Raw genomic sequence first — 19811 nt, forward strand, 5'->3', positions numbered from 1 at the left:
TTTCTTCGAAACGCCATCCCCTTCTGGCTCTCTGATTTGAGCATGATCTCCGCGCAGATGCGTCCCGCGTTTATCGCGAGGGAAAAGCGCCACGCACTTTTCCGGATCATGCCGGGCCGCCGCAATCAGCGCGGCAACAGATTGGTCTTGGCGAGATCGACCACCTCGTCGCCGCGGCCGCTCATCACCGCGCGCAGCACCCAAAGGCTGAATCCCTTCACCTGCTCCAGCGTGATGGTCGGCGGCATCGACAGCTCCTGCGTCGCGGTCACGACGTCGAGCACGGCTGGGCCGTCATGCGCGAGCACGTCGCGGATCGCGCCCTCAAGCTCGCCTGGATCCTCCACCCTGACGCCATGAATGCCCATGGCGCGGGCCATCGCCGCGAAATCGGGATTCTTCAGATCGACCCCGGTCTCGATAAAGCCGGCGGCCTTCATCTCCAGCGCGACGAAGCCGAGCACGCTGTTGTTGAAGATCACGACCTTCACCGGCAGCTTCGCCTGCGTCAGCGTGATCAAATCCCCCATCAGCATGGCAAAGCCGCCGTCGCCGGACATCGACACCACCTGGCGGCCGGGCTGCGCCGCCTGCGCCCCGATCGCATGCGCCATCGCATTGGCCATCGAGCCGTGCACCCAGGAGCCGACCAGACGGCGACGGCCATTCATTTTCAGATAACGCGCGGCCCAGATCGTCGGCGTGCCGACGTCGGCGGTGAACACCGCATCCTCGCTCGCCTGCTCGCTGAGCAGGCGCGCCAGATATTGCGGATGGATCGGCTTTTGGCCCGGCTTGCCGCGGGCGAGATCGTCGAGCCCGGCGCGGGCATCCCTGTAATGCGCGAGGCTGGCATCGAGATGCTTGCGGTCGGTCTTGACATGGAGCTTCGGCAACAGCGCGGCGATGGTCTCGCCGACGTCGCCGACGATGCCGAGATCGAGCTTGCAGCGGCGGCCGAGATTTTCGGGGCGGATATCGACCTGCGCGATGTTGATGCCGGTCGGGAAGAACTGCTTGTAGGGAAAATCGGTCCCCAGCATCAGCAGCACGTCGCAGCCGTGCATGGCGGCATAGCCGGAGGAGAAGCCGATGAAGCCGGTCATGCCGACGTCATAGGGGTTGTCGTATTCGACATATTCCTTGCCGCCGAGCGCGTGCACGATCGGGCTCTTCAGCGTCTCGGCAAGCTTGATCAAGCCGTCATGCGCGCCCGCGCAGCCGCGGCCGCAGAACAGCGTGACGCGCCGCGCGCCATTGAGCAGCGCCGCCAGCGCATTCAACTCAGGTTCGGCCGGACGCACGACCGGGGCCGGCGGCAGCAGGCCGGCATTCGGCGCAATGTCGCGCTTCGGCGCGGTCCGCATCGCGACGTCGCCGGGCAGCACCAATACGGCGACGCCGCGCTTGCCGACCGCGGCGCGGATCGCGTTCTCCAGCATGTAGGGCAGTTGCGCCGGATCCGACACCAGTTCGCAATAATGGCTGCATTCGCGAAACAGGTCCTGCGGGTGGGTTTCCTGGAAATAGCCGCCGCCGATCTCGGCCGACGGGATCTGCGCCGCCAGCGCCAGCACCGGGGTGCGGCTGCGATGCGCGTCGAACAGGCCGTTGATGAGATGCAGATTGCCCGGGCCGCAGGAGCCCGCGCACACCGCGAGCGCGCCCGTGATCTGGGATTCGGCGGCGGCGGCGAACGCGGCGACCTCCTCGTGACGCACATGCAGCCAATCGATCGTGCCGCGCTTGCGCAACGCCTCGGTCAGGCCGTTGAGGCTGTCGCCGACGACGCCGTAGATGCGCTTCACGCCGGCCTGGGCAAGGGTTTCGGCGATGAGGTCGGCGATGTTGTCGATCCGCATGAGACGTGTCCTTTGATAAAATCGGAAAACCGCGCGACGACATGATGTTCGGCGCGATACCGCCACGCAAGCCTTGCCGGATCACATTCGCGCGGCGCAAAGGCGCGGCAGCTATTGCGCCGTCACCACGTCCGGCACCATCAGGCCGGCCATCATCTCGATCTCGGACGCCACGAGATCGGGCGCGACGTACTGCACCATGTGGCCTGTGCCCGGCAGCACGATCAGCTTCGCGTTCGGCACTGACGCGGCGAGCGGCCGCGAATGGATGCCGGTCGAGACCGTCTTGTCGACGTCGCCCGAAATGATCGACAGCGGCGCCCTGATCTCCGCATAGCGCGGGGCCTGTTCGACGACGGAGGCCTTCAGCGTGACGAGGTCGCGCGCATTGGCGATGAACTCGCGCGGACGCAGCAGGAGCAATGACTCGCTGTCGCGGACAAAATCAGCCGGTATCGGCTGCGGCGCGAACACGCCGCGCGCCGCCGAAGTGGCAATGAGGAGACCGAGCGGCAGCGTGATCGTGTGCGCAAGCAACGGCCCGATCAGCGGCGTCGCGATCACGTCATTGTAGCGTCCGGCGCCGCCGCGCCACGGATAGGCGACAGGGGCGAGCAGCACGAGGCCGGCGACGCGATCCGGATGATCCAGCGCAATGCGCAAGGCGAGCGCGCCGGCCCAGGAATGCGCCACCACGATCGCCCGCTCGGCGCCGAGCCTGGTCAGCGCCTCCACGACCATCCGGCTCTGGATCGCGGGCGTCGAATCCGCGACACGCGCGCGCCTGCTCCAGCCGTGGCCCGGCCGGTCGATCAGGATCACCCGGCGCGCTTTGGCAATGCGATCGCCGAGCGGCTGCATCGCGCGCAGATTGGAGCTCGCACCATGCAGCATCACGACCGGCGGCCCGACCGCATCGCGCGGGCCGAGTTCGACCACATGCAGCCGCGCCCCGGCCACATCGATCATTCGCCCCTGCGGTAGGAAGGCACGCTGGATCAGCAGGGTGCCGATTTGCGTCGTCAGCGCCAGGGCCAGCCCGGCTACCGCCAGCGCAATGATTGCGGTCAACATCGAGGGGATCCGAAAGGTCTCAGGCACCTGATTGGGCACCTGACAATTACGACGAAGCCGAAATCAGGTTTCGCGCGGATGTGCCCCCTGTCCGGGCATGCTCTTGTTCGAAAAGCCAATTGTCGATTTTCCGGCTCACGCCCCGGCGCGGAGTTGTCCACAATGCGCCCAGCCTGTGGATAGCGGGTTCATACCTGCGTCATTAGTAATTTCATAGATTGGCGGTGGCATTTTCGCCATCAGGTGCGAGGCTTCATTCGAAACCGGGACGCGACTGGAGCGCTTCCTGGCTTGTACACAGTATCCACAGGAACCCGCGTCCGCATGACGAGTTCAACGGGAAGTAATCGGAGGAGTACCATGATTTCCGACCCTAGCGATGCGGCCATCGATCAGATCGTGGCGAGCTGCAATGGCGACCTGCGCGGCGCCCTGAAGGCACTGTTGCTCGTGAATGAGCACCTGGAGGCGGAGCTTCAGCAATTCTATGCTGCCGTAGCCCGGGACACCGCGTCCCGCGGCAAGTTCTTGCACTAGCCTCCTGCGCCGGACCGTATCGCGAGCAAGCATCAGGCTCGCGAGCAACGTGCCCATTCGCGGCCATCGCCCCACGATCGCGATCAATCGCACGCAATCAGATATCGCGGCCCTCGACCTTTTCGGTCAGCTGCTTGACGATCTGCGGCACCTTCTCGAGGTAGGGATCGACAGCCAGCGCCTTGCGGAAGGCGTCGAGCGCACGCTTGTCGTCACCCATCTCCTGCATGATCATCCCGACGCCCGCCAGCGCGCCGAAATGGCGCGGTTCACGGGTCAGCACCTGCTGCAGGTCTCCCAGCGAACGAACGTAGTCGTTCTTCAAATAGTAGATCGTCGCACGCCGGTTCCAGGCCTCGACATAGTCGGGGCGGAGCTTGATCACCGCGTCCAGCAGCTTCAGCGCGACATCGACATTCTGGGCGTCGATCGCCGCCTTGGCGCGCACCATCAACAGCGCCGCGGTATCGCTCGGGGTTTGCAGCCACAGCGCCCAGATCCGCGCCTCGACATGGCGGGCACTGTCCTCGTCGGGCGCGGCCTTCAGGGCGCCGAACAGGAAATCCAGCCCGCGGGTGCGGTCGGCCGGCACCTTCGGCAGCTTGCTCGGAGCTTCAGGTAGTTTTTTCTGGGCCCTGGGCGGCGGGACCACCCGCGGATCATCCTGCGCGACGGCCGCAACCGGCATGGCCAGAAACGCGCCGATCAGGATCGCCAGCCGGCGGTTGGCGGGCCCCAGGAACTTGAATCCGAGCTTTAATCCCATGGCCGAAGTCTAGACGCACAACGCCGCACTGCAAAGCAGCGCGGCGTCAAAGACCTGTGAAGGAAGGATCGGAATCGGCCGGCGATCCGGGCAGGATCAGCCTTGTCGATCAGATTTGTCGGATCAACCCTGGCGCGCCTTGAAGCGGCGCTGGACCTTGTTGATCACGTAGACGCGGCCCTTGCGGCGGACCAGACGGTTGTTGCGATGGCGGCCGCGCAGCGACTTCAGCGAGTTACGGACCTTCATGGGACAATCCTGTTACTTCGAAAGGCCCGTGTTGGAGGCCGTACCTGATCAATGCCAATAGTTGGCAAAATGGGATTTATCCCGACAAGCGGCCTGCCGCCCGGGACGGCCGGGTTCTAAGCCATCGGACCGTTAAATGTCAACCGAGACGGACCGATTTTCGGACCTAAGCTGGCCTGGAACCGGCGCGAGGCACCGCGCCACGCCCTTGAGATCGCTTCGGAAACGACGACGGCCGTAACTATCCAGGCCATCGAGGGGACCCGACGTCTCCCTTTGACGACGGCACCACGGCGGCCGAATCGCGTTTTCGTCCTCCTCGCGCCCGCCCCGACCGGACCTCGCACCGGATTGAGCTCGGCGCCCAGCCATCAACTCCACGGCGCTTGCGAAAATCGTTATATCATATAATTATTTTCCATCACCAATGAACACGCCGCCGGGGAAGCCGAATGCCCAAGCTCAAACTGCCCGACATCGAAAAGGTCACAGCGATCGACATCCACACCCATGCCGAGGAGCCGTGCGGCATGCATGGCGACGACGGCTATGACGACTTCCAGGCGCAGATGGCCGACTATTTCAAGTCGCCGCACAAGCATCCGCCGACCGTGCCGGAGACCGCGACCTATTACCGCGCCAAGAACATCGCCGCGGTGATCTTCCCGGTCGACGCCGAGCGCGAGACCGGCTTCCGCCGCTACAACAATTACGAAATGCTCGAGGTCGCCTCCGACCATCTCGACGTGCTGATCCCGTTCGTCTCGATCGATCCGCACAAGGGCAAACTCGGCGTCCGCGAGGCGCGCAAGCTGATCGAGGAATACGGCGTCCGCGGCTTCAAATTCCACCCGACCATGCAGGGCTTCTACGCCAACGACCGCATGGCCTACCCGCTCTATGAAGCCATCAATGACGGCGGCGCGATCGCGCTGTTCCACACCGGCCAGACCGGCGTCGGCTCCGGCATGCCGGGCGGCATGGGGATGCGGCTGAAATATTCCAACCCGATGTACATGGACGACGTCGCGGCCGATTTCCCCGACCTCAAGATCATCCTCGCGCATCCCTCCTTCCCGTGGCAGGAAGAGGCGCTGTCGGTCGCGACCCACAAGCCGAACGTCTATATCGACCTCTCCGGCTGGTCGCCGAAATACTTCCCGCCGATCCTGGTGCGCTACATCAACTCGATCCTGCAGGACAAGATGCTGTTCGGCTCCGACTGGCCGGTGATCACGCCGGACCGCTGGCTCGCCGACTTCGCCAAGCTCGACATCCGCGAGGAGATCCGGCCGAAGGTCATGAAGGCCAACGCGCGGAAGATTTTAGGCGTCTAAGGGAGTATTGTCGGCGGCAAGCTTCGGAGGTGGTTCATGACGAACTTCACCGGACTTGCCGCATCCCTCGCCACACTTCTGATCGGAAGCGCGGAGCTCGCCTGCGCGGCCGGCGCCGAGCCACCGCCCGCCTTCGTCGAATTCGAGAGCCCGCTTGCAAGTGCGCAGCCACTGCAAGGTTATCTGCGAACACCCGATGGACCGGGCCCCTCGCCCGCCGTGGTGCTGCTGCACGGCTGCAGCGGCTTCTTCAAGCAACTCGACGAGCGCTGGGGCAAGCGGCTGGCGGCCTGGGGCTACGTCACGCTCACGGTCGACCGGTTCGGGCCGCGCGGCATCACCAGCGCCTGCACGGGCGCCGCGCCGGCCGCAACCGTCCATGACGCCTATCGTGCGCTGAGCTATCTCGCGCGGCAATCGGCGGTCGATCCCGATCGCGTCGCGGTGGTGGGGTTCTCGCAAGGCGCCTGGCTCGCCCTGCTCTCGGTCGAGCGTGGCGCGATCGAACATAACGCGGCAGAGAAATTCCGCGCGGCCGTCGCGTTCTACCCGCCCTGCCTCAGCATCAAGGGCGACATGACGGTGCCGACGCTGATCATGGTCGGCGAGCTCGACGACTGGACGCCGGCCAAGGAGTGCCGGACCCTGGCCGAAGGCCGCGACGACTACGGCATCTCCCGGCAAAATCGTGCGGGACATCCGATCGAGCTGATCGTCTATCCCGGCGCCTATCACGGTTTCGACGTGCCGCGTTACAGCACGCCGGTGCAGATGCTCGGTCATCACCTCGAATTCAACGAGGTGGCCAGGGATCAATCCATCGACGCACTCAGGAAATTCCTGTATGCGACAATCGGCGGGCAAGAGAGATCACAATGACCATCAAGGCAATCGTCTTCGACGCCTACGGCACACTCTACGACGTCCAGTCGGTGGCCGACGTCACCGAGGATGCGTTCCCCGGCTACGGTGACATCATCACGCAGGTCTGGCGCATCAAGCAGCTCGAATATAGCTGGCTGCGTTCGCTGATGCGGCGCTACCAGGATTTCGCCGTCGTAACGCGCGACTCCCTCGCCTACACGCTGCGCTGCCTCGGCCTGCAATATGACGCGGCGACCTTCGCCCGCATCATCGACAAATATCAACATCTGGCGCTGTATCCGGATGCGGTCGCCGCGCTCGAGGCGATGAAGGACAAGAAGCTCGCGATCCTCTCCAACGGCAGCCCCGACATGCTGAACGCGCTGGTGCGCAACTCAGGTCTCGACCGCGTGCTCGACGCGACCATCAGCGTCGATGCCCACAAGGTGTTCAAGCCGGCGCCCGAGGCCTACACGCTGATCGAGGAGGTGCTGAAGGTACCGCCGGCGGAGGTGCTGTTCATTTCCTCCAATCCGTGGGACGCCTGCGGTGCCAAGTCGTTCGGCCTCAACGTCGCATGGATCGAGCGGGTGACGCCGGAAGCGATGGCGCTGGCCTGCGTCGAAAGCGAGACGGTCGCCCCATTGACGATGTTCAAGGCGCTGCGTACCCAGATGGACGAGCTCGGTGTCGTGCCCGATTACCGGATCCACGGTCTCTCCGAACTTCCCGCCCTGGTGTCTGCAAGGTCCTGAACAGCATGAGCCTCGAGTCCGTCCGCGCCTTCTTCGCCGAGAAGGCGCCCGAAATCTCCGTGATCGAATCCGCCACGAGTTCCGCGACCGTCGTGCTGGCGGCGGAAGCCTATGGCGTCGAGCCGGCGCGGATCGCCAAGACGTTGAGCCTGCGGGTCGGCGACCGCGTGGTGCTGATCGTGGCCGCCGGGACATCGCGGATGGACAACAAGAAGGTCAAGGCGGCGTTCGGCGGCAAGCCGAAGATGCTCGGCGTCGACGAGGTCGCCGACATCACCGGTCACGAGGTCGGCGGCGTCTGTCCGTTCGGGCTGAAGACGCCGCTGCCAGTCTATTGCGACGTATCGCTGAAGGCATTCGACGTCGTGGTGCCGGCCGCAGGCTCGACCCACAGCGCGGTCCGCATCACGCCCGACAGGATGGCGGAGCTGACCGCGGCCGAATGGGTCGACGTCTGCGAAGTCAGACCTGAGAACTAATCCTCATCGTCGAACGGCGGCCGCGATGGCGCCGGCTGCACCGGCTGTGGTGCGCGCGGCCGCTGCTGCATCTGCGGCTGCGGCGCACGACCCTGCATTTGCGGCTGTTGGGCCCGGCCTTGTGTCTGCTGCTGTTGCGCGTTCGATTCGAACACGGCACGACAATTGTTGGAAAGTTGCGGCGTGTTCTGCCGCAGGCAAGCCACGATGCGCTGCACGTCGGGCACCTGGTCGCTGCAGAGCCGCCACACGTCCGGTGTGCACGCCATCTGCTGTTCCCAGGTTCCCCGATACTCCTCGGCGATCGCGGCCGTTGCCGTGGCAGCTCCGCCGATCGCTATGGCAAGGCTCAGGACGATCCGCTGCGATCGCATGTCGGGCTCCCGTTGTTCCAGATACTGGCCCGCGCGCGCAGGTTCCCGCGCCGCGATTTACTCCAAAGCTGCCCAATGAATGCGGCCAAGGATCGTTCGCGCGGACAACTAAAAGTGAAGAGGGTCTGCCCGCTGGGGAGATCCCTATTCGACCTTGCCGATCTTTTTTACCGCCGCGATCAACCGCGCGCTGTCGTCTGCAATAAATTTTGAGAATGCCGGCGCGTCCATATAGGCGACCGGACTGCCCGCGGTTTCGAAGGTCTTGATCACCTCCGGCGCCTTCACGGCATCGGCCATCGCGGCGCGCAACCGGTCCATGATCGGCACCGGCAGCGCTGACTGCGCGAACAGTCCCGCCCAGATGTAGAACTCGACGTCCTTGTAACCGAGTTCCTTGAAGGTCGGCAGATCGGGGAAGCTCGCGATCCGCTCGGCGCCCCAATTGGCGAGCACGCGCATCTTGCCGTCCTCGACCTGCTGCTTGAGCGTACCCGGCGCCGACGCCAACGCCTGCACCGTGCCGGAAAGCAGCGCGGTGAGCGCCGGGCCTGCACCGCGGAACGGCACGTGCAGCAGTTTTATTCCCGCGCTCGCCGCGAACATCTCCATCGCGACATGCAGGGTGCCGTACGGACCGGACGAGCCATAGGGGATCTGTCCCGGGCGCTTCTTCGCGTCGTCGACGAATTCCTGCAGCGACTTCCACGGCGCCGAGGCCGGCACCGCCAGCAGCGTCGGGTCGGCGAGCACGCGCGCGATCGGCGCGAACTGCGACACCTCATAAGCCACCGGACGATCGAACAGCCGGTCGGCCTCCGGCAGCACTGCGAGCGAGGACAGCGTCATCAGCAGCGTATAGCCGTCGGGCTCGGCGCGCGCGGCCTGTGCATTGCCGATCGATCCGCCTGCGCCGCCGGCGCGATTGTCGACGATCACGGGCTTGCCGAGGATGCGCTCCAGCGCGAGCGCCACCGGCCGCGCCGCAAGGTCGGCCTGGCCGCCGGCCGGAAACGGCACGATCATGGTGATGTTGCGGTTGGGATAGGCGCCTTGCGCAAACGCGGAGTTGGCGAGCGCCGTCTGCGCAAGCGGCAATGCAGCGGCGGCGCGCAGGAGTTCGCGGCGATTCATCGAAAGTTTCTCCCCAGTCATCTTTTTTGGCGACCGCAGCCGATCGCGATGCCGCGGTCAGAGCCGCGGCTTGCGCGCATCGTGCAGGAGCGGAGCGCTGATCTCAAGCGTCCCGCTGCCGCATCCAATGCGGCCTCACCGACGAGGAAGATCGAGGCCTGATGTGATCAGGTTAAGTGGTATTCGCAAAGGCGGGCGTCCCCTCTTCCGCAAGCGGGGGAGGGCGGGGGTGGGGGCACTCTCCACGAGTGGCGTGGTGGAGAAAGCCCCCACCCGCATCGCATCTTTCGATGCGATGGGACCTCCCCCGCAAGCGGGAGAGGTTGGCCGGTTCGCAGCCGATTCAGCCCATCATGCTAGCCCTTGCGCGCCGCCTTGCGGGTCTTTCCGACCGACCGCTTGCCGGCCGCGCCGCGCTTGGTCGCGGTCTTCTTGCTGGCGGCCGCGCGGCGGACTGGAGCTGCTGCGGCCGGCCGCTTGCGCGCCACCGCCTTCTTCGGCGCCTTCCTGGCCGTTTCCCTCGCAGCTTTCTTGGCGGCCTTCTTCGCTGCTTGCGGACGCGCGCGTCGCGCCGTTGTCGCGCTGCGGCGCCGCGTGCTGCTGCCTCCGATCGGAACGAGGTGGTCGTCAGCATCCAGCGTGAGCTGCTGCAGCGGAAACGCCGGCAGGAAGCTTGGGTCGTTGTAGAGCTTGCTCAAACTGTCCTGATCGAACTTGCCGCCCTGCCCGCGGTCCTCGCCCGCACCGGCGCGCCAGGCCGCTTCCCAGACCCGGGCCAGGGTCTTGGCACCGTCCTGCATACAGGCCGCGGTGGCGTCCTTCAGCTTCGACCACAGCGCCTCGACCTGGCCGCTGCCCATATGCGAATTGAACAGGTTGACGATGGTCATCGGCGGCAGCCGCTTCACGGTCCGCTGCATCAGCGCGACCACGGCAACGGCGGCGTCGCGGCCGGTCGGCGTGCCGCCAGGGACGATCTCGGCAACGTCGCTGGTCCGGGCGTCAGGGATCATCTTGATGAGATCCTTGCCGTGCCGGCCGATCATCGTGGTCTCGTACACGCTGTGCACCTTGGCATGCGCCTTGTCGTTCGGATCGAGGCCATGGTGGAACTGCGAGATGTGCAGTGGCTGGCAGGCATCGCCGATGTAATGCGCGACAATGCCCGCAGCGCAGACGAACTCCAGCTTCTTGTTGGCGGCGGCGTACTCCACCATCTCGTCGAAAATCTGCCAGACCCGGAACGGCAGCGCACCGCGCCGGTCCTCGCCGATCCCCTCGTAATAGTCGTTCCAGACCTTCGGATCGACGTTGCGCGTCGACTCCGCGCAAAGATCGAGCAGCGTCTTGCCGTCCCTGCCCGGCTTGTCCATGTCGGCGAAATGGTTGCTTTCGTCAGTGTGCCGGGTGAAGCGCCAGACCAGGTCGGCGACATCGGCCAGCGGCGAGAACGTGCCTCGCTGATGCGGCTTGAGGTCGGCGAGCAGCTTGTCGTCGAGGCCGATATTGTCGGAATTGGCGTCCATCATGGTCGCGAGCTTGGGCAGCTTCGCATCGATCAGACCGGTCGCGTAGGCGCCGATCTTGACGTGGCCCCATTCGCCCCAATACTCGGTGTGGCCGGCGTTCCAGTCGCCGATCAACTCGACATCGAGCTCGCGGCACAGCGTCGCCATGCAGATGCCGAGCGCAACCTGCATCGGGACCTTGCCGCTCGATCCGAATAATTCCTGGCCGCCCCATTCGAGCGCCAGCGGACTGAGGATCCGCGCGCCGCTGGCGTTCTTCTTGGCGTCCGGATCGTCGACGAACCACATCGTGCCGGAGTCGCCCGGATAATTGTTGAGCGGCGTGTCGCCGTCGCGCGGGCCGATCACGAAATCGCTGACATATTCCATGCCGCCGACGGTCTTGTAGCGATAGAACAGGCCGAGGATCTTGCCCTTCATCAATCCGCTGGTCGCACCGAACGCGATCAGCGGCTGGTTGATGATGTCGAGACGGAAGGTGCCGACATTGAGGTCGACGACGTCGCCGACCTGGCCGACGCCGTAAACCTGTGCGGTCCAGCCCTTGACGTCATCGACGCGGATCAGGCCGGCATCGAGATTGGCCACCACGCGCGAGCCCGGCCAGCCGGGATAGACCTCGCTGAAGGCGCGCTTGCCGAGTTGCAGCGCATCGCTGACGCCGAGGCGGCGGTCGGTGTTCTTGAAGCCGGCAAAGATCTCGCGTCCGGCGGCGCCGACCACGTGACGGTTGGAGAGCGCGAACACCGTCTCGCCATTGGTGACGAGACAGCCGATCGAGCCACGGTGGATCTTGCCCTGGATCATTGTCTGCACCGGAAAGCCGCCGCCGACCAGATCGCTCTTGAACACCGGCGGGTCGACGGTGCCGGGGCTGCCCTCGTTCGGATCGACCTTGACGACGCAGGTGGGCACGACACGACCGTCGGGCAGATAGAGGAACGGAGGCACCAGCTGATCCTGCTTCTCGGGATGGTTCTTCAGCTCGGAGCGCTTCATCCAGTCGCGGACAAAGACGAGGATGCAGGGCCACGACCAGTCCTTGACCGACGAATTGAACAGCGTGCGCGGACCGAGCGCCTGCGGCTTGGAGTGCGCCTTTCTTTCCGTCGCGTTGCGATCGTTGTCCCGGATCAGATAGCGCCCAATCGCCGTGGCGTAGACCGATTGCAGATGGGCCAGATGCACGTGATAGGCCTCGCGGGCATCGAGCAGGTCCTTCACCGATAATGACGTGAAATCATGCTTGGTCAGATCAATCATCTGGTTCCTCCGAATATGCGCTTTGCGGCAACACCGGTTCAGGACGCAGAAATAGACGATCGCGGCAGCCCACGATCATGGGTTAGTTCACATAAGTTATACAATTTAAAAGGGATGACACGAATGTGACGGGGTGCGCCGGCGTTCAACCTCGTCCCCGCAAGTTTCTATTTCCGTTGCGCGCGCCCTTTGGCGAAATGCTTGGCCAGGAAATCCGCCAGCACCTCGACGCGCGCGGGACGCGGTCCGCCGGGCGGGGTGACGAGATGCACGGCGCCCTCGGGCTGCTTCCAGCCTTTCAGGATCACCTCGACCTCGCCGCGCGCGATCGCATCGCCGACGATGAAGTCGGGCAGATCGGCGATGCCGAGTCCCGCGAGCAGCGCGGGCATCACCGCCTCGCCATTGTTGACCCGGAGCTGGCCGGCGGGACGCACGCTCGCCTGCTCGCCCGACGCGTTGGTGTAGTGCCAGACGCCCTGGGTCGAGAGATAGGCGTAGCCGAAGCATTTGTGCTCGGCGAGATGCATCGGATGGGTCGGCCGGCCGTGGCGCTTCAGATAGGACGGCGCGGCCACCGTGTAGCGCGGCATGCCGCACAGCCGCCGCGCGATCAGCGAGGAATCCGGCAGCCGCGCGATGCGCAGGCCGGCATCAAAGCCCTCGCCGATCAGGTCGACCGTGGCGTCGCTCAAATGCAGGTCGATCGAAACCTCCGGATAGGCCTCCATGAATTCCGGCAGCAACGGCGCCACCGTCTTGATGCCGAAACTCATCGGCACCGCGAGCCGCACCAGGCCGCGCGGCGTGGTCGATTGCGCCAACGCCTCGTTCTCGGCGGCCTCGCCGTCGGCGAGCAGCCGCGCGGCGCGCTCTGACAACTTCTGGCCGGCATCGGTCAGCGCCAGCCGCCGCGAGGTGCGGTTGAACAGCCGGGCGCCAAGCCGCTCCTCCAGTCGGCTGACCGCCTTGGACACCGTCGCCTTGGACAGCGAGAGCTCGGTCGCAGCCGCCGCAAACGACCGTAATTCCACGACTTTTGCGAAGATCGCGAGCGCCTCGAAGTCCGGCAGTTTCGACATGGGCCGCTGTCCTGATTGCTCAATATTGGAAACAATGAGTTTCAATAGTTTCTATTTCTATACCACAGCCGGAGGCATATCCAAGTGGCATCAAATTCAACCGATGGAGAAATCCAATGACCAAGAAGCTCTCAGGCAAGGTCGCTCTCGTTACCGGCGGTTCGCGCGGCATCGGCGCGGCCAGCGCCCGTGCACTCGCCGCGGAAGGCGCCAACGTCGCGATCAGCTACGTCGCCTCTCCCGAGAAGGCCGAGGCCGTCGTCGCCGAGTTGAAGGGCAAGGGCGTCAACGCCCGCGCCTACAAGGCCGACCAAGCCTCGTCTTCGGATGTCGATCAGCTGGTGAAGACCGTCGCCAAGGATTTTGGCCGGCTCGACATCCTGGTCAACAACGCCGGTGTCGCATCGGGCGGCGCGGTCGACGATCCTAAGGCCGACACCGCTACACTCGCCCGGCAGGAGGCGATCAACATCGACGGCGTGATCACCGCGATCCGCGCCGCCTCCAAGCTGATGGGTGAAGGCGGTCGCATCGTCACCGTCGGTTCCATGCTGGCGGACCGCGCCTCGTTCCCGGGCCTTGCCGACTACGTCGCCACCAAGGCGGCCGTCGTCGGATACACCAAGGGCGCGGCGCGCGACCTCGGACCGCGCGGCATCACGGTGAACGTGGTGCAGCCCGGCTCGATCGACACCGACATGAACCCGAAGGACGGCGGCGAGTTTGCCGAGACGCAACGCGTGCAGCACGCGCTGCAGCGCTTCGGCCGCCCCGAGGAGGTCGCGGCGGGCGTCGTGTTCCTGGCAAGCCCGGAAGCCTCGTTCGTGACCGGCACCGTGCTCAACGTCGACGGCGGCTTCGGCGCCTGATCACAAATTTTCTGGAGACGCCGGGCGCAGAACGCCAGGCCCGCTCCTCAACATCGACATCAAGGGGAATGACCATGATCGAACTCAGACCATTCGCAAAGCTTGGCGGCGCCGACCACGGCTGGCTGAAGGCCAAGCACCACTTCTCGTTCGCGAGCTACTACGATCCCGACAATGTCAGCCACGGCTCACTGCGCGTGTGGAATGACGATGAGATCGCGCCCAATTCCGGCTTCCCGGCGCATCCGCACGCGAACATGGAGATCATCACCTATGTTCGTGAAGGCGCGATCACGCACCAGGATTCGCTTGGTAACAAGGGACGGACCGAAGCCGGCGACGTCCAGGTGATGAGCGCCGGCAGCGGCATCCGTCACTCCGAGTACAATCTGGAGCCGGCGAAGACCAAGATCTTCCAGATCTGGATCGAGCCGACGACGACGGGCGGCCACCCGACCTGGGGCTCGAAGCCGTTCCCGAAGGCGGATCGCTCCGGCAGGCTCGTCACCATCGCCTCAGGTATCGAGGGCGACGACGACGCGCTGCCGATCCGTGCCAATGCGCGGGTGCTCGCCACCACGCTGAAGGCCGGTGAGAGCGCGGAATACGCCGCCGACAAGGCCCGTCACCTCTATCTGGTGCCGGCGGCCGGCAGCATCGAGGTCAACGGCGTGCGCGTCAATGCGCGCGACGGCGCCGCGATCCGCGATGAAGCCAAGCTGAAGATCACCGCGCTCGAGGACGCCGAGCTCGTGCTCGTCGACGCGGCTTAACCCAACCCCCACGCGTCATGCCCGGGCTTGACCCGGCATCCATCCCCTTCGGAAGAGTCTCCGAGAACGATGGATTGCCGGGTCAAGCCCGGCAATGACAGCCCCGCAAACCCAAAATCTCTCCCCCAACCAAAGGAGGCCATCATGGCCAAGGTTCTCGTTCTCTATTATTCCGCCTACGGTCACATCGAAGCCATGGCGAATGCCGTCGCGCAAGGCGCGCGCGAAGCCGGCGCCACCGTCGACATCAAGCGCGTGCCCGAGCTGGTACCGGCCGAAGTCGCCAAGGCCTCGCACTATAAGCTCGACCAGGCCGCGCCGGTCGCCAAGATCGACGATCTCGCCAACTACGATGCGATCATCGTCGGTACCGGCACCCGCTTCGGCCGCATGGCCTCGCAGATGGCCAACTTCCTCGACCAGGCCGGCGGCCTCTGGGCCAAGGGCGCGCTGAACGGCAAGGTCGGCGGCGCCTTCACCTCGAGCGCGACCCAGCATGGCGGCCAGGAGACCACGCTGTTCTCGATCATCACCAACCTCCTGCATTTCGGCTTGACGGTGGTCGGGCTGAACTATGGCTTTGCCGGACAGATGAAGCTCGACGAGGTCACCGGCGGCGCGCCCTACGGCGCCACCACGATCACCGGCGGCGACGGCAGCCGCCAGCCCAGCGAGAACGAACTCGCCGGCGCGCGTTACCAGGGCCGTGCGATCGCGGAGACCGCGAGGAAACTTCACGGCTGAGCCGCACGGTGAAACCGGCTGGGTTTCACACCCGGCCGGACTCTTGCGCGACAGGACGGCACTCTCCCTGACGATTGCCGCCCTGTCCGCTGTTTTTCTTGAAAGCGCCGGTTCCCGAAATCATCGGGGCCGCTTTCGTGGTATGCCGCAAGGCAGCTTGTCGGCGCAGCCCAGAGGTTTGTCATGACCAACACACAGAAGACCCGCTGGCCGGAACTGCCGACCGCGGCGTGGCGCGACAGCTGTGCCACGCTCCAGCTCTTCACCCAGATCGCCGGCAAGATCCGGCTGGCGAAGTCGCCCTGGCTCAATCACTCCTGGCACGTCACGCTCTATGTCACGGCGCGCGGACTGACCACCTCGCCGATCCCCGATGGCGATCGCACGTTCCAGATCGACTTCGATTTCATCGATCACACGCTCCGCATCTCGACCAGCGACGGCACCGAACGGCAATTCGCATTGGCCGGTCAATCGGTCGCGAGCTTCTACGCGGCGGTCATGACCAATCTGAAGGACCTCGGCATCGACGTCGCCATTGACGAGATACCGAACGAAGTCGCCGATCCGATCCGGTTTTCGCAGGATACGCAGCATGCGTCGTACGACGCCGATGCCGTGCGCCGGTTTCACCAGATCCTTGTGAACTGCGACCGCGTGTTCAAGCAATTCCGGACCGGCTTCCTCGGCAAGGCGAGCCCGGTGCATTTCTTCTGGGGCAGCTTCGATCTCGCCGTGACGCGGTTTTCCGGCAGGACCGCACCGCGGCATCCCGGCGGCGTGCCCCATTTGCCCGACGAGGTGGCGCACGAGGCCTATTCGCACGAAGTGAGCAGCGCCGGCTTCTGGCCGGGCGGCGGCGCGATCGATTATCCCGCGTTCTATTCCTACGCCTATCCGGAGCCCGCGGGCTATCGCGGCACGCCGGTGCGGCCCGACGCCGCCTTCTTCAGCGAGGCGCTCGGTGAATTCATCCTGCCTTACGATGCCGTGCGGACGGCTGCCGACCCCGACATGGCGCTGCTCGAATTCCTGCAATCGAGCTATGAGGCCGCGGCCATCAATGCGAACTGGGACCGTGCTGCGCTGGAATGCGCACCGGGCCAGCCGGGCGTGGTCCGAGGGATCTAGTTCAGCCGCGCCGAGAGTTTCGGACACTGACGCAGCGCCAGCACGGCGCGGTCGTGACCAAACGCTTCGTTTGCGATTCTCGCGGACAGTCGACGAAGGCGGATAAGTTAAATTTTCGTGTTACGCCTTTACCGCATCGTTGCTTGGCCGAGCTACCTTTCGGACGACGCCCGGCGACCCCGGCCGGCTCGAACACAACAGGCAGTATATTCGTGAGCGCCCCGCAACCCGTCACGATCCCGCGACAACCATCGCACGCCGATCGGTCATGACGCGGCCATCGATCCTTGCCCTCGCGGTCAGCGTGTCCATTCTGCTGTCGGTCGCCGCGCGGGCCTGCCCCGCCTTGATCGAAGGCGTGCCGGCCGACCGGCTCAAGGCGCTGTCACGCGGCGTCAATGCCGACGGCTGGATCGCCGATCCGCGGTCGGCGCCGCCCCACAGCCTGCTGCTCGAGCTGCGCAAGGCCGGCATGACCCACATCCGGCTGCCGGTGCCAGCCGACTTCGTCATGCCGCGCTTCGCCACGAAAGCGGAGATCGACAGCCGCCTGCGCACCGTCGATGCGGCACTCAAGATCCTGCTCGGCCTAGGCTATGCGGTGTCGATCGACCTGCATTCCGGCGAGCGCTTCAACGCGCTGCACAAGGACGATCCGCCCGGCGCGATGACCGAACTGAAGCGCGCCTGGACCGAGCTCGCAACGGTCATGCAGCGCTATCCGTCCGACCGTGTCTTTGCCGAACTGTTGAACGAGCCGGATGTCGAGGCCGCGCAATGGCACGGCGAAGTCCGGGAGCTGGCGGCCTTCATTCGCGGCCTGCTGCCGCAAACCACGCTGGTCACCGGGCCGGTGAACTGGCAGCGCGCGGATGCGCTGCCGGGCTTTGTGCCGCTCGACGATCCGAACGTCGTCTATGCCATCCACTTCTACGATCCGATGGTGTTCACCCATCAGGCCCATTGGGATCCGAATGAGCCGCTGCATGACGTCACCGGATTACCCTATCCGGTCCGCGCCGACGATCCGGGGGTTCAACAGCTGCGGGAGCGGCTCACCGCGCTCGACAAGCGCAAGGCACTGGCGATGGTGGACCGCGCCATTCCCGACCGCGGCATCGACACATGGCTCGAGCCTGGCGCCGCCTGGCAGCGGCAATATTCGCGGCCGATCATCATCAACGAATTCGGCGTGCTCAAGGCCGGAGCGCCGCGCGACAGCCGGCTGCGCTGGCTTGCCGGCGTTACGGCCTACGCCCGGCAACAGTGCTGGGGCTGGACCCATTGGGAGCTGTCGCAGGGCTTCGGCCTCGCCGACCCGGTCACCGGCAAGGTCGACCGCGATGCGCTGCGAGCCCTGCTCGGCACCCGCTGACCCGTCTGGTTAACCGGTTCTTACACAATGCGCGGCTAGATCGACGATGCTGGTGTGGCACGCCACACGTCCGGTCACGTTAGGTCAGAGCCTGTGCGAGCAGAGATAGCCCCGCGGCCGCTGTTGGCCGGCGACCTGATTCCTGCACTCGGCATCGCCGTGGCATCGATCGCATTCGCACCGATCATGCAGGCGGCCAACGCCGGGCTCGCGATTGTCGTCGAAAGCCTGATCGGCTGCGCCATCGTACTCGCGGTGCCGGCCTACGCGCCGTCGATCGCCATCTTCATCATCTTCTTCCAAAATCTCTTCGTCTCGATTCTGTCGTCCTATATGACGACCGAGCAGGAGATGGATTTCGTCAAGGGCTACAATTTTCTGGTCTGCGCGGTGATGTGGCTGGTCACGCTGGCGCTCTATGCGCTGCACGAGCGGAAACATTCCGCCGAGATCGACCGGATCATGAAATGGGGATTGATCACGCTCGCAACCGTGACGGCGTATTTCCTGCTCGGCGCCACGCAGGATTCGCACGCCGCCCTGGTCTATCTGCGCAACATCGCGCTGCCGCTGTTTCTGTTTCAGCTCTCGCTGCTGACGGCCGCAACCTTCGAGATCCGCATCACGTCCTTCCTGGTGACCGTTGCCACGCTGCTGATCGTCTGCGGATATGTCGAACTGCTGTTTCGCGATTTCTGGCTCTCCATCACCAACGGCTACACCTTCTGGCACTTCGACGAGCTGAAGGCGACCCGCTCCGGATCCTGGGAGGCCGAGATGCGCGCAACCGGCAGGGTACCGGTGGATCTGATCGATCGCTTCCGTTTCAGCTTTCTCAACAGCCCGTTGTTCGAGGACCTCGGACTTTCGTCCTTGCTGCGTATCTTCGGACCGAATATGAGCCCGATCAGCTTCGGCTACGGGATCGCCTTCTCCGTCCTGTTCCTGTTCGCGGTCGGATATCGCTGGCTGGCGCTGGCTGCGATCCCGCTGCTGATTTGCTGTAGCGTGAAGGGCGCGCTCATCCTGGTCATCTTCGTGGCCCTGGCCTGGACGGCAACCTGGCTGCTCGGCGCCACCATCACCCTTGCCGTGGCGCTGATCGGCCTCGTGCTGTACGCCATCGCGGCGATCTATATCGGACTCCAGATCGGCGACTTCCACGTGATCGGCTTCATAGGCGGCTGGGACGGCTTTCGGCAGAATCCCGTCGGCCGCGGACTTGGCGTCGGCGGCAACCTCTCCGAGGGCTACTTCTCGATTGACTGGAACGCCGCGCAGGCGGCCGGCACGATGGACGGCGCGGTGGAGAGCGCCGTCGGCGTGTTGCTCTACCAGATGGGGATCGGCTCACTGGTGCCGCTTGGCTACTTCCTCGCGATGGCACTAAAGGCTTGGCGCCTCTACGCCTCGTCGGGAATCCTCATCCAGGGCCTCGCCGCCTTCGGCACGATGGTCGTGCTGGTGAACGGCATCTTCCAGGAAGAGGCGCTGTTTGCGCCGCCGGCACTTGGGCTGTTGCTGTGCCTGACCGGGCTCGTGATCGGCCATCATCTGCGCAAGCAAGGCGACGATCGTAAGGTCTCTACGACCGACAGTGCTCCTCAATGAAGA

At 64.9% G+C, this 19811-nt stretch carries 19 protein-coding genes; 11 read left to right on the top strand and 8 right to left on the bottom strand.

What is annotated here, in order from left to right:
* Positions 1–125: 125 nt before the first annotated feature.
* Both poxB and E2I15_RS24820 read right to left on the bottom strand, forming a co-directional pair.
* Positions 126–1862, bottom strand: coding sequence for a ubiquinone-dependent pyruvate dehydrogenase (gene poxB / locus E2I15_RS24815; RefSeq protein ID WP_137482612.1), 1737 nt, complete (start codon positions 1860–1862; stop codon positions 126–128).
* 111 nt (positions 1863–1973) lie between these two features.
* Complete coding sequence (locus tag E2I15_RS24820) at positions 1974–2936, bottom strand: alpha/beta fold hydrolase (protein WP_137482611.1); 963 nt, start codon at positions 2934–2936, stop codon at positions 1974–1976.
* A 360-nt stretch (positions 2937–3296) separates the two neighbouring features.
* On the opposite strand from E2I15_RS24820, the gene E2I15_RS38865 reads away from it, so the two are divergent.
* Entirely contained in the window at positions 3297–3473 is a 177-nt protein-coding gene (locus E2I15_RS38865) for a hypothetical protein (RefSeq protein WP_170991732.1), read from the top strand.
* A gap of 97 nt (positions 3474–3570) precedes the next feature.
* Here E2I15_RS38865 and E2I15_RS24825 read toward each other — a convergent pair whose 3' ends face one another.
* Positions 3571–4239, bottom strand: coding sequence for a tetratricopeptide repeat protein (locus E2I15_RS24825; RefSeq protein ID WP_137482610.1), 669 nt, complete (start codon positions 4237–4239; stop codon positions 3571–3573).
* A 123-nt stretch (positions 4240–4362) separates the two neighbouring features.
* Positions 4363–4488: a type B 50S ribosomal protein L36 gene (ykgO, locus tag E2I15_RS24830; protein ID WP_002718645.1), complete on the bottom strand. Its 126-nt coding sequence runs from the start codon at positions 4486–4488 to the stop codon at positions 4363–4365.
* Positions 4489–4940: 452 nt separating this feature from the next.
* Between ykgO and E2I15_RS24835 the strand changes: the two genes are divergently transcribed.
* From E2I15_RS24835 to E2I15_RS24850, 4 genes are read left to right on the top strand one after another with little or no spacing between them, the layout of a single operon-like run.
* A complete protein-coding gene (locus tag E2I15_RS24835; RefSeq protein WP_137482609.1) occupies positions 4941–5825 on the top strand; it encodes an amidohydrolase family protein in 885 nt (294 codons plus the stop codon).
* Positions 5826–5861: 36 nt separating this feature from the next.
* The gene (locus E2I15_RS24840) at positions 5862–6704 is read left to right on the top strand and encodes a dienelactone hydrolase family protein (protein ID WP_137482608.1); all 843 of its coding nucleotides are present in this window, start codon (positions 5862–5864) and stop codon (positions 6702–6704) included.
* Complete coding sequence (locus E2I15_RS24845) at positions 6701–7444, top strand: haloacid dehalogenase type II (RefSeq protein ID WP_137482607.1); 744 nt, start codon at positions 6701–6703, stop codon at positions 7442–7444. Before E2I15_RS24840 ends, E2I15_RS24845 begins: the two co-directional genes overlap by 4 nt.
* 5 nt (positions 7445–7449) lie before the next feature.
* Positions 7450–7923, top strand: coding sequence for a YbaK/EbsC family protein (locus tag E2I15_RS24850; protein WP_137482606.1), 474 nt, complete (start codon positions 7450–7452; stop codon positions 7921–7923).
* On the opposite strand, the gene E2I15_RS24855 is transcribed toward E2I15_RS24850, so the two are convergent.
* The 4 genes from E2I15_RS24855 to E2I15_RS24870 all read right to left on the bottom strand — a co-directional run bounded on the left by E2I15_RS24855 (position 7920) and on the right by E2I15_RS24870 (position 13305).
* Positions 7920–8297 (bottom strand): hypothetical protein, encoded by a 378-nt coding sequence (locus E2I15_RS24855; RefSeq protein ID WP_170991731.1) that lies wholly within the window; start codon positions 8295–8297, stop codon positions 7920–7922. The two genes, E2I15_RS24850 and E2I15_RS24855, sit on opposite strands and share 4 nt — an antisense overlap.
* Before the next feature lie 144 nt (positions 8298–8441).
* Positions 8442–9431: a tripartite tricarboxylate transporter substrate binding protein gene (locus E2I15_RS24860; RefSeq protein ID WP_137482605.1), complete on the bottom strand. Its 990-nt coding sequence runs from the start codon at positions 9429–9431 to the stop codon at positions 8442–8444.
* A gap of 356 nt (positions 9432–9787) precedes the next feature.
* A complete protein-coding gene (locus E2I15_RS24865) occupies positions 9788–12223 on the bottom strand; it encodes a Nal1-like putative serine protease (protein WP_137482604.1) in 2436 nt (811 codons plus the stop codon).
* Between the two features lie 167 nt (positions 12224–12390).
* Positions 12391–13305: a LysR family transcriptional regulator gene (locus tag E2I15_RS24870; protein ID WP_016846155.1), complete on the bottom strand. Its 915-nt coding sequence runs from the start codon at positions 13303–13305 to the stop codon at positions 12391–12393.
* 116 nt (positions 13306–13421) lie between these two features.
* On the opposite strand from E2I15_RS24870, the gene E2I15_RS24875 reads away from it, so the two are divergent.
* From E2I15_RS24875 to E2I15_RS24900, 6 genes are all read left to right on the top strand, one after another.
* The gene (locus E2I15_RS24875) at positions 13422–14174 is read left to right on the top strand and encodes an SDR family NAD(P)-dependent oxidoreductase (protein WP_137482603.1); all 753 of its coding nucleotides are present in this window, start codon (positions 13422–13424) and stop codon (positions 14172–14174) included.
* A gap of 74 nt (positions 14175–14248) precedes the next feature.
* Positions 14249–14947, top strand: a complete 699-nt coding sequence (locus E2I15_RS24880; protein ID WP_137482602.1) for a pirin family protein — start codon at positions 14249–14251, stop codon at positions 14945–14947.
* Between the two features lie 144 nt (positions 14948–15091).
* Complete coding sequence (wrbA, locus tag E2I15_RS24885) at positions 15092–15691, top strand: NAD(P)H:quinone oxidoreductase (RefSeq protein WP_137482601.1); 600 nt, start codon at positions 15092–15094, stop codon at positions 15689–15691.
* A 183-nt stretch (positions 15692–15874) separates the two neighbouring features.
* Entirely contained in the window at positions 15875–16822 is a 948-nt protein-coding gene (locus E2I15_RS24890) for a DUF5996 family protein (RefSeq protein WP_137482600.1), read from the top strand.
* 268 nt (positions 16823–17090) lie between these two features.
* Positions 17091–18197 (top strand): glycoside hydrolase family 5 protein, encoded by a 1107-nt coding sequence (locus E2I15_RS24895; RefSeq protein WP_137482599.1) that lies wholly within the window; start codon positions 17091–17093, stop codon positions 18195–18197.
* A gap of 93 nt (positions 18198–18290) precedes the next feature.
* Positions 18291–19808, top strand: a complete 1518-nt coding sequence (locus E2I15_RS24900; protein WP_349629413.1) for a hypothetical protein — start codon at positions 18291–18293, stop codon at positions 19806–19808.
* Positions 19809–19811 lie beyond the last annotated feature (3 nt).

Origin of the sequence: Bradyrhizobium sp. BR2003 (genome assembly GCF_009720285.1) — a bacterium.
GTDB classification, from domain to species: Bacteria; Pseudomonadota; Alphaproteobacteria; order Rhizobiales; family Xanthobacteraceae; genus Bradyrhizobium; species Bradyrhizobium elkanii.

What these genes read in the sequence shown, in the direction of transcription:
- E2I15_RS24880 (WP_137482602.1), top strand. Translation starts at nt 14,249, where the DNA reads ATGATCGAACTCAGACCATTCGCAAAGCTTGGCGGCGCCGACCACGGC.
- E2I15_RS24835 (WP_137482609.1), top strand. Translation starts at nt 4,941, where the DNA reads ATGCCCAAGCTCAAACTGCCCGACATCGAAAAGGTCACAGCGATCGAC.
- E2I15_RS38865 (WP_170991732.1), top strand. Translation starts at nt 3,297, where the DNA reads ATGATTTCCGACCCTAGCGATGCGGCCATCGATCAGATCGTGGCGAGC.
- E2I15_RS24825 (WP_137482610.1), bottom strand. Translation starts at nt 4,239, where the DNA reads ATGGGATTAAAGCTCGGATTCAAGTTCCTGGGGCCCGCCAACCGCCGG.
- E2I15_RS24840 (WP_137482608.1), top strand. Translation starts at nt 5,862, where the DNA reads ATGACGAACTTCACCGGACTTGCCGCATCCCTCGCCACACTTCTGATC.
- poxB (WP_137482612.1), bottom strand. Translation starts at nt 1,862, where the DNA reads ATGCGGATCGACAACATCGCCGACCTCATCGCCGAAACCCTTGCCCAG.
- ykgO (WP_002718645.1), bottom strand. Translation starts at nt 4,488, where the DNA reads ATGAAGGTCCGTAACTCGCTGAAGTCGCTGCGCGGCCGCCATCGCAAC.
- E2I15_RS24865 (WP_137482604.1), bottom strand. Translation starts at nt 12,223, where the DNA reads ATGATTGATCTGACCAAGCATGATTTCACGTCATTATCGGTGAAGGAC.
- E2I15_RS24820 (WP_137482611.1), bottom strand. Translation starts at nt 2,936, where the DNA reads ATGTTGACCGCAATCATTGCGCTGGCGGTAGCCGGGCTGGCCCTGGCG.
- E2I15_RS24875 (WP_137482603.1), top strand. Translation starts at nt 13,422, where the DNA reads ATGACCAAGAAGCTCTCAGGCAAGGTCGCTCTCGTTACCGGCGGTTCG.
- E2I15_RS24845 (WP_137482607.1), top strand. Translation starts at nt 6,701, where the DNA reads ATGACCATCAAGGCAATCGTCTTCGACGCCTACGGCACACTCTACGAC.
- E2I15_RS24870 (WP_016846155.1), bottom strand. Translation starts at nt 13,305, where the DNA reads ATGTCGAAACTGCCGGACTTCGAGGCGCTCGCGATCTTCGCAAAAGTC.
- E2I15_RS24850 (WP_137482606.1), top strand. Translation starts at nt 7,450, where the DNA reads ATGAGCCTCGAGTCCGTCCGCGCCTTCTTCGCCGAGAAGGCGCCCGAA.
- E2I15_RS24860 (WP_137482605.1), bottom strand. Translation starts at nt 9,431, where the DNA reads ATGAATCGCCGCGAACTCCTGCGCGCCGCCGCTGCATTGCCGCTTGCG.
- E2I15_RS24855 (WP_170991731.1), bottom strand. Translation starts at nt 8,297, where the DNA reads ATGCGATCGCAGCGGATCGTCCTGAGCCTTGCCATAGCGATCGGCGGA.
- E2I15_RS24890 (WP_137482600.1), top strand. Translation starts at nt 15,875, where the DNA reads ATGACCAACACACAGAAGACCCGCTGGCCGGAACTGCCGACCGCGGCG.
- wrbA (WP_137482601.1), top strand. Translation starts at nt 15,092, where the DNA reads ATGGCCAAGGTTCTCGTTCTCTATTATTCCGCCTACGGTCACATCGAA.
- E2I15_RS24895 (WP_137482599.1), top strand. Translation starts at nt 17,091, where the DNA reads ATGACGCGGCCATCGATCCTTGCCCTCGCGGTCAGCGTGTCCATTCTG.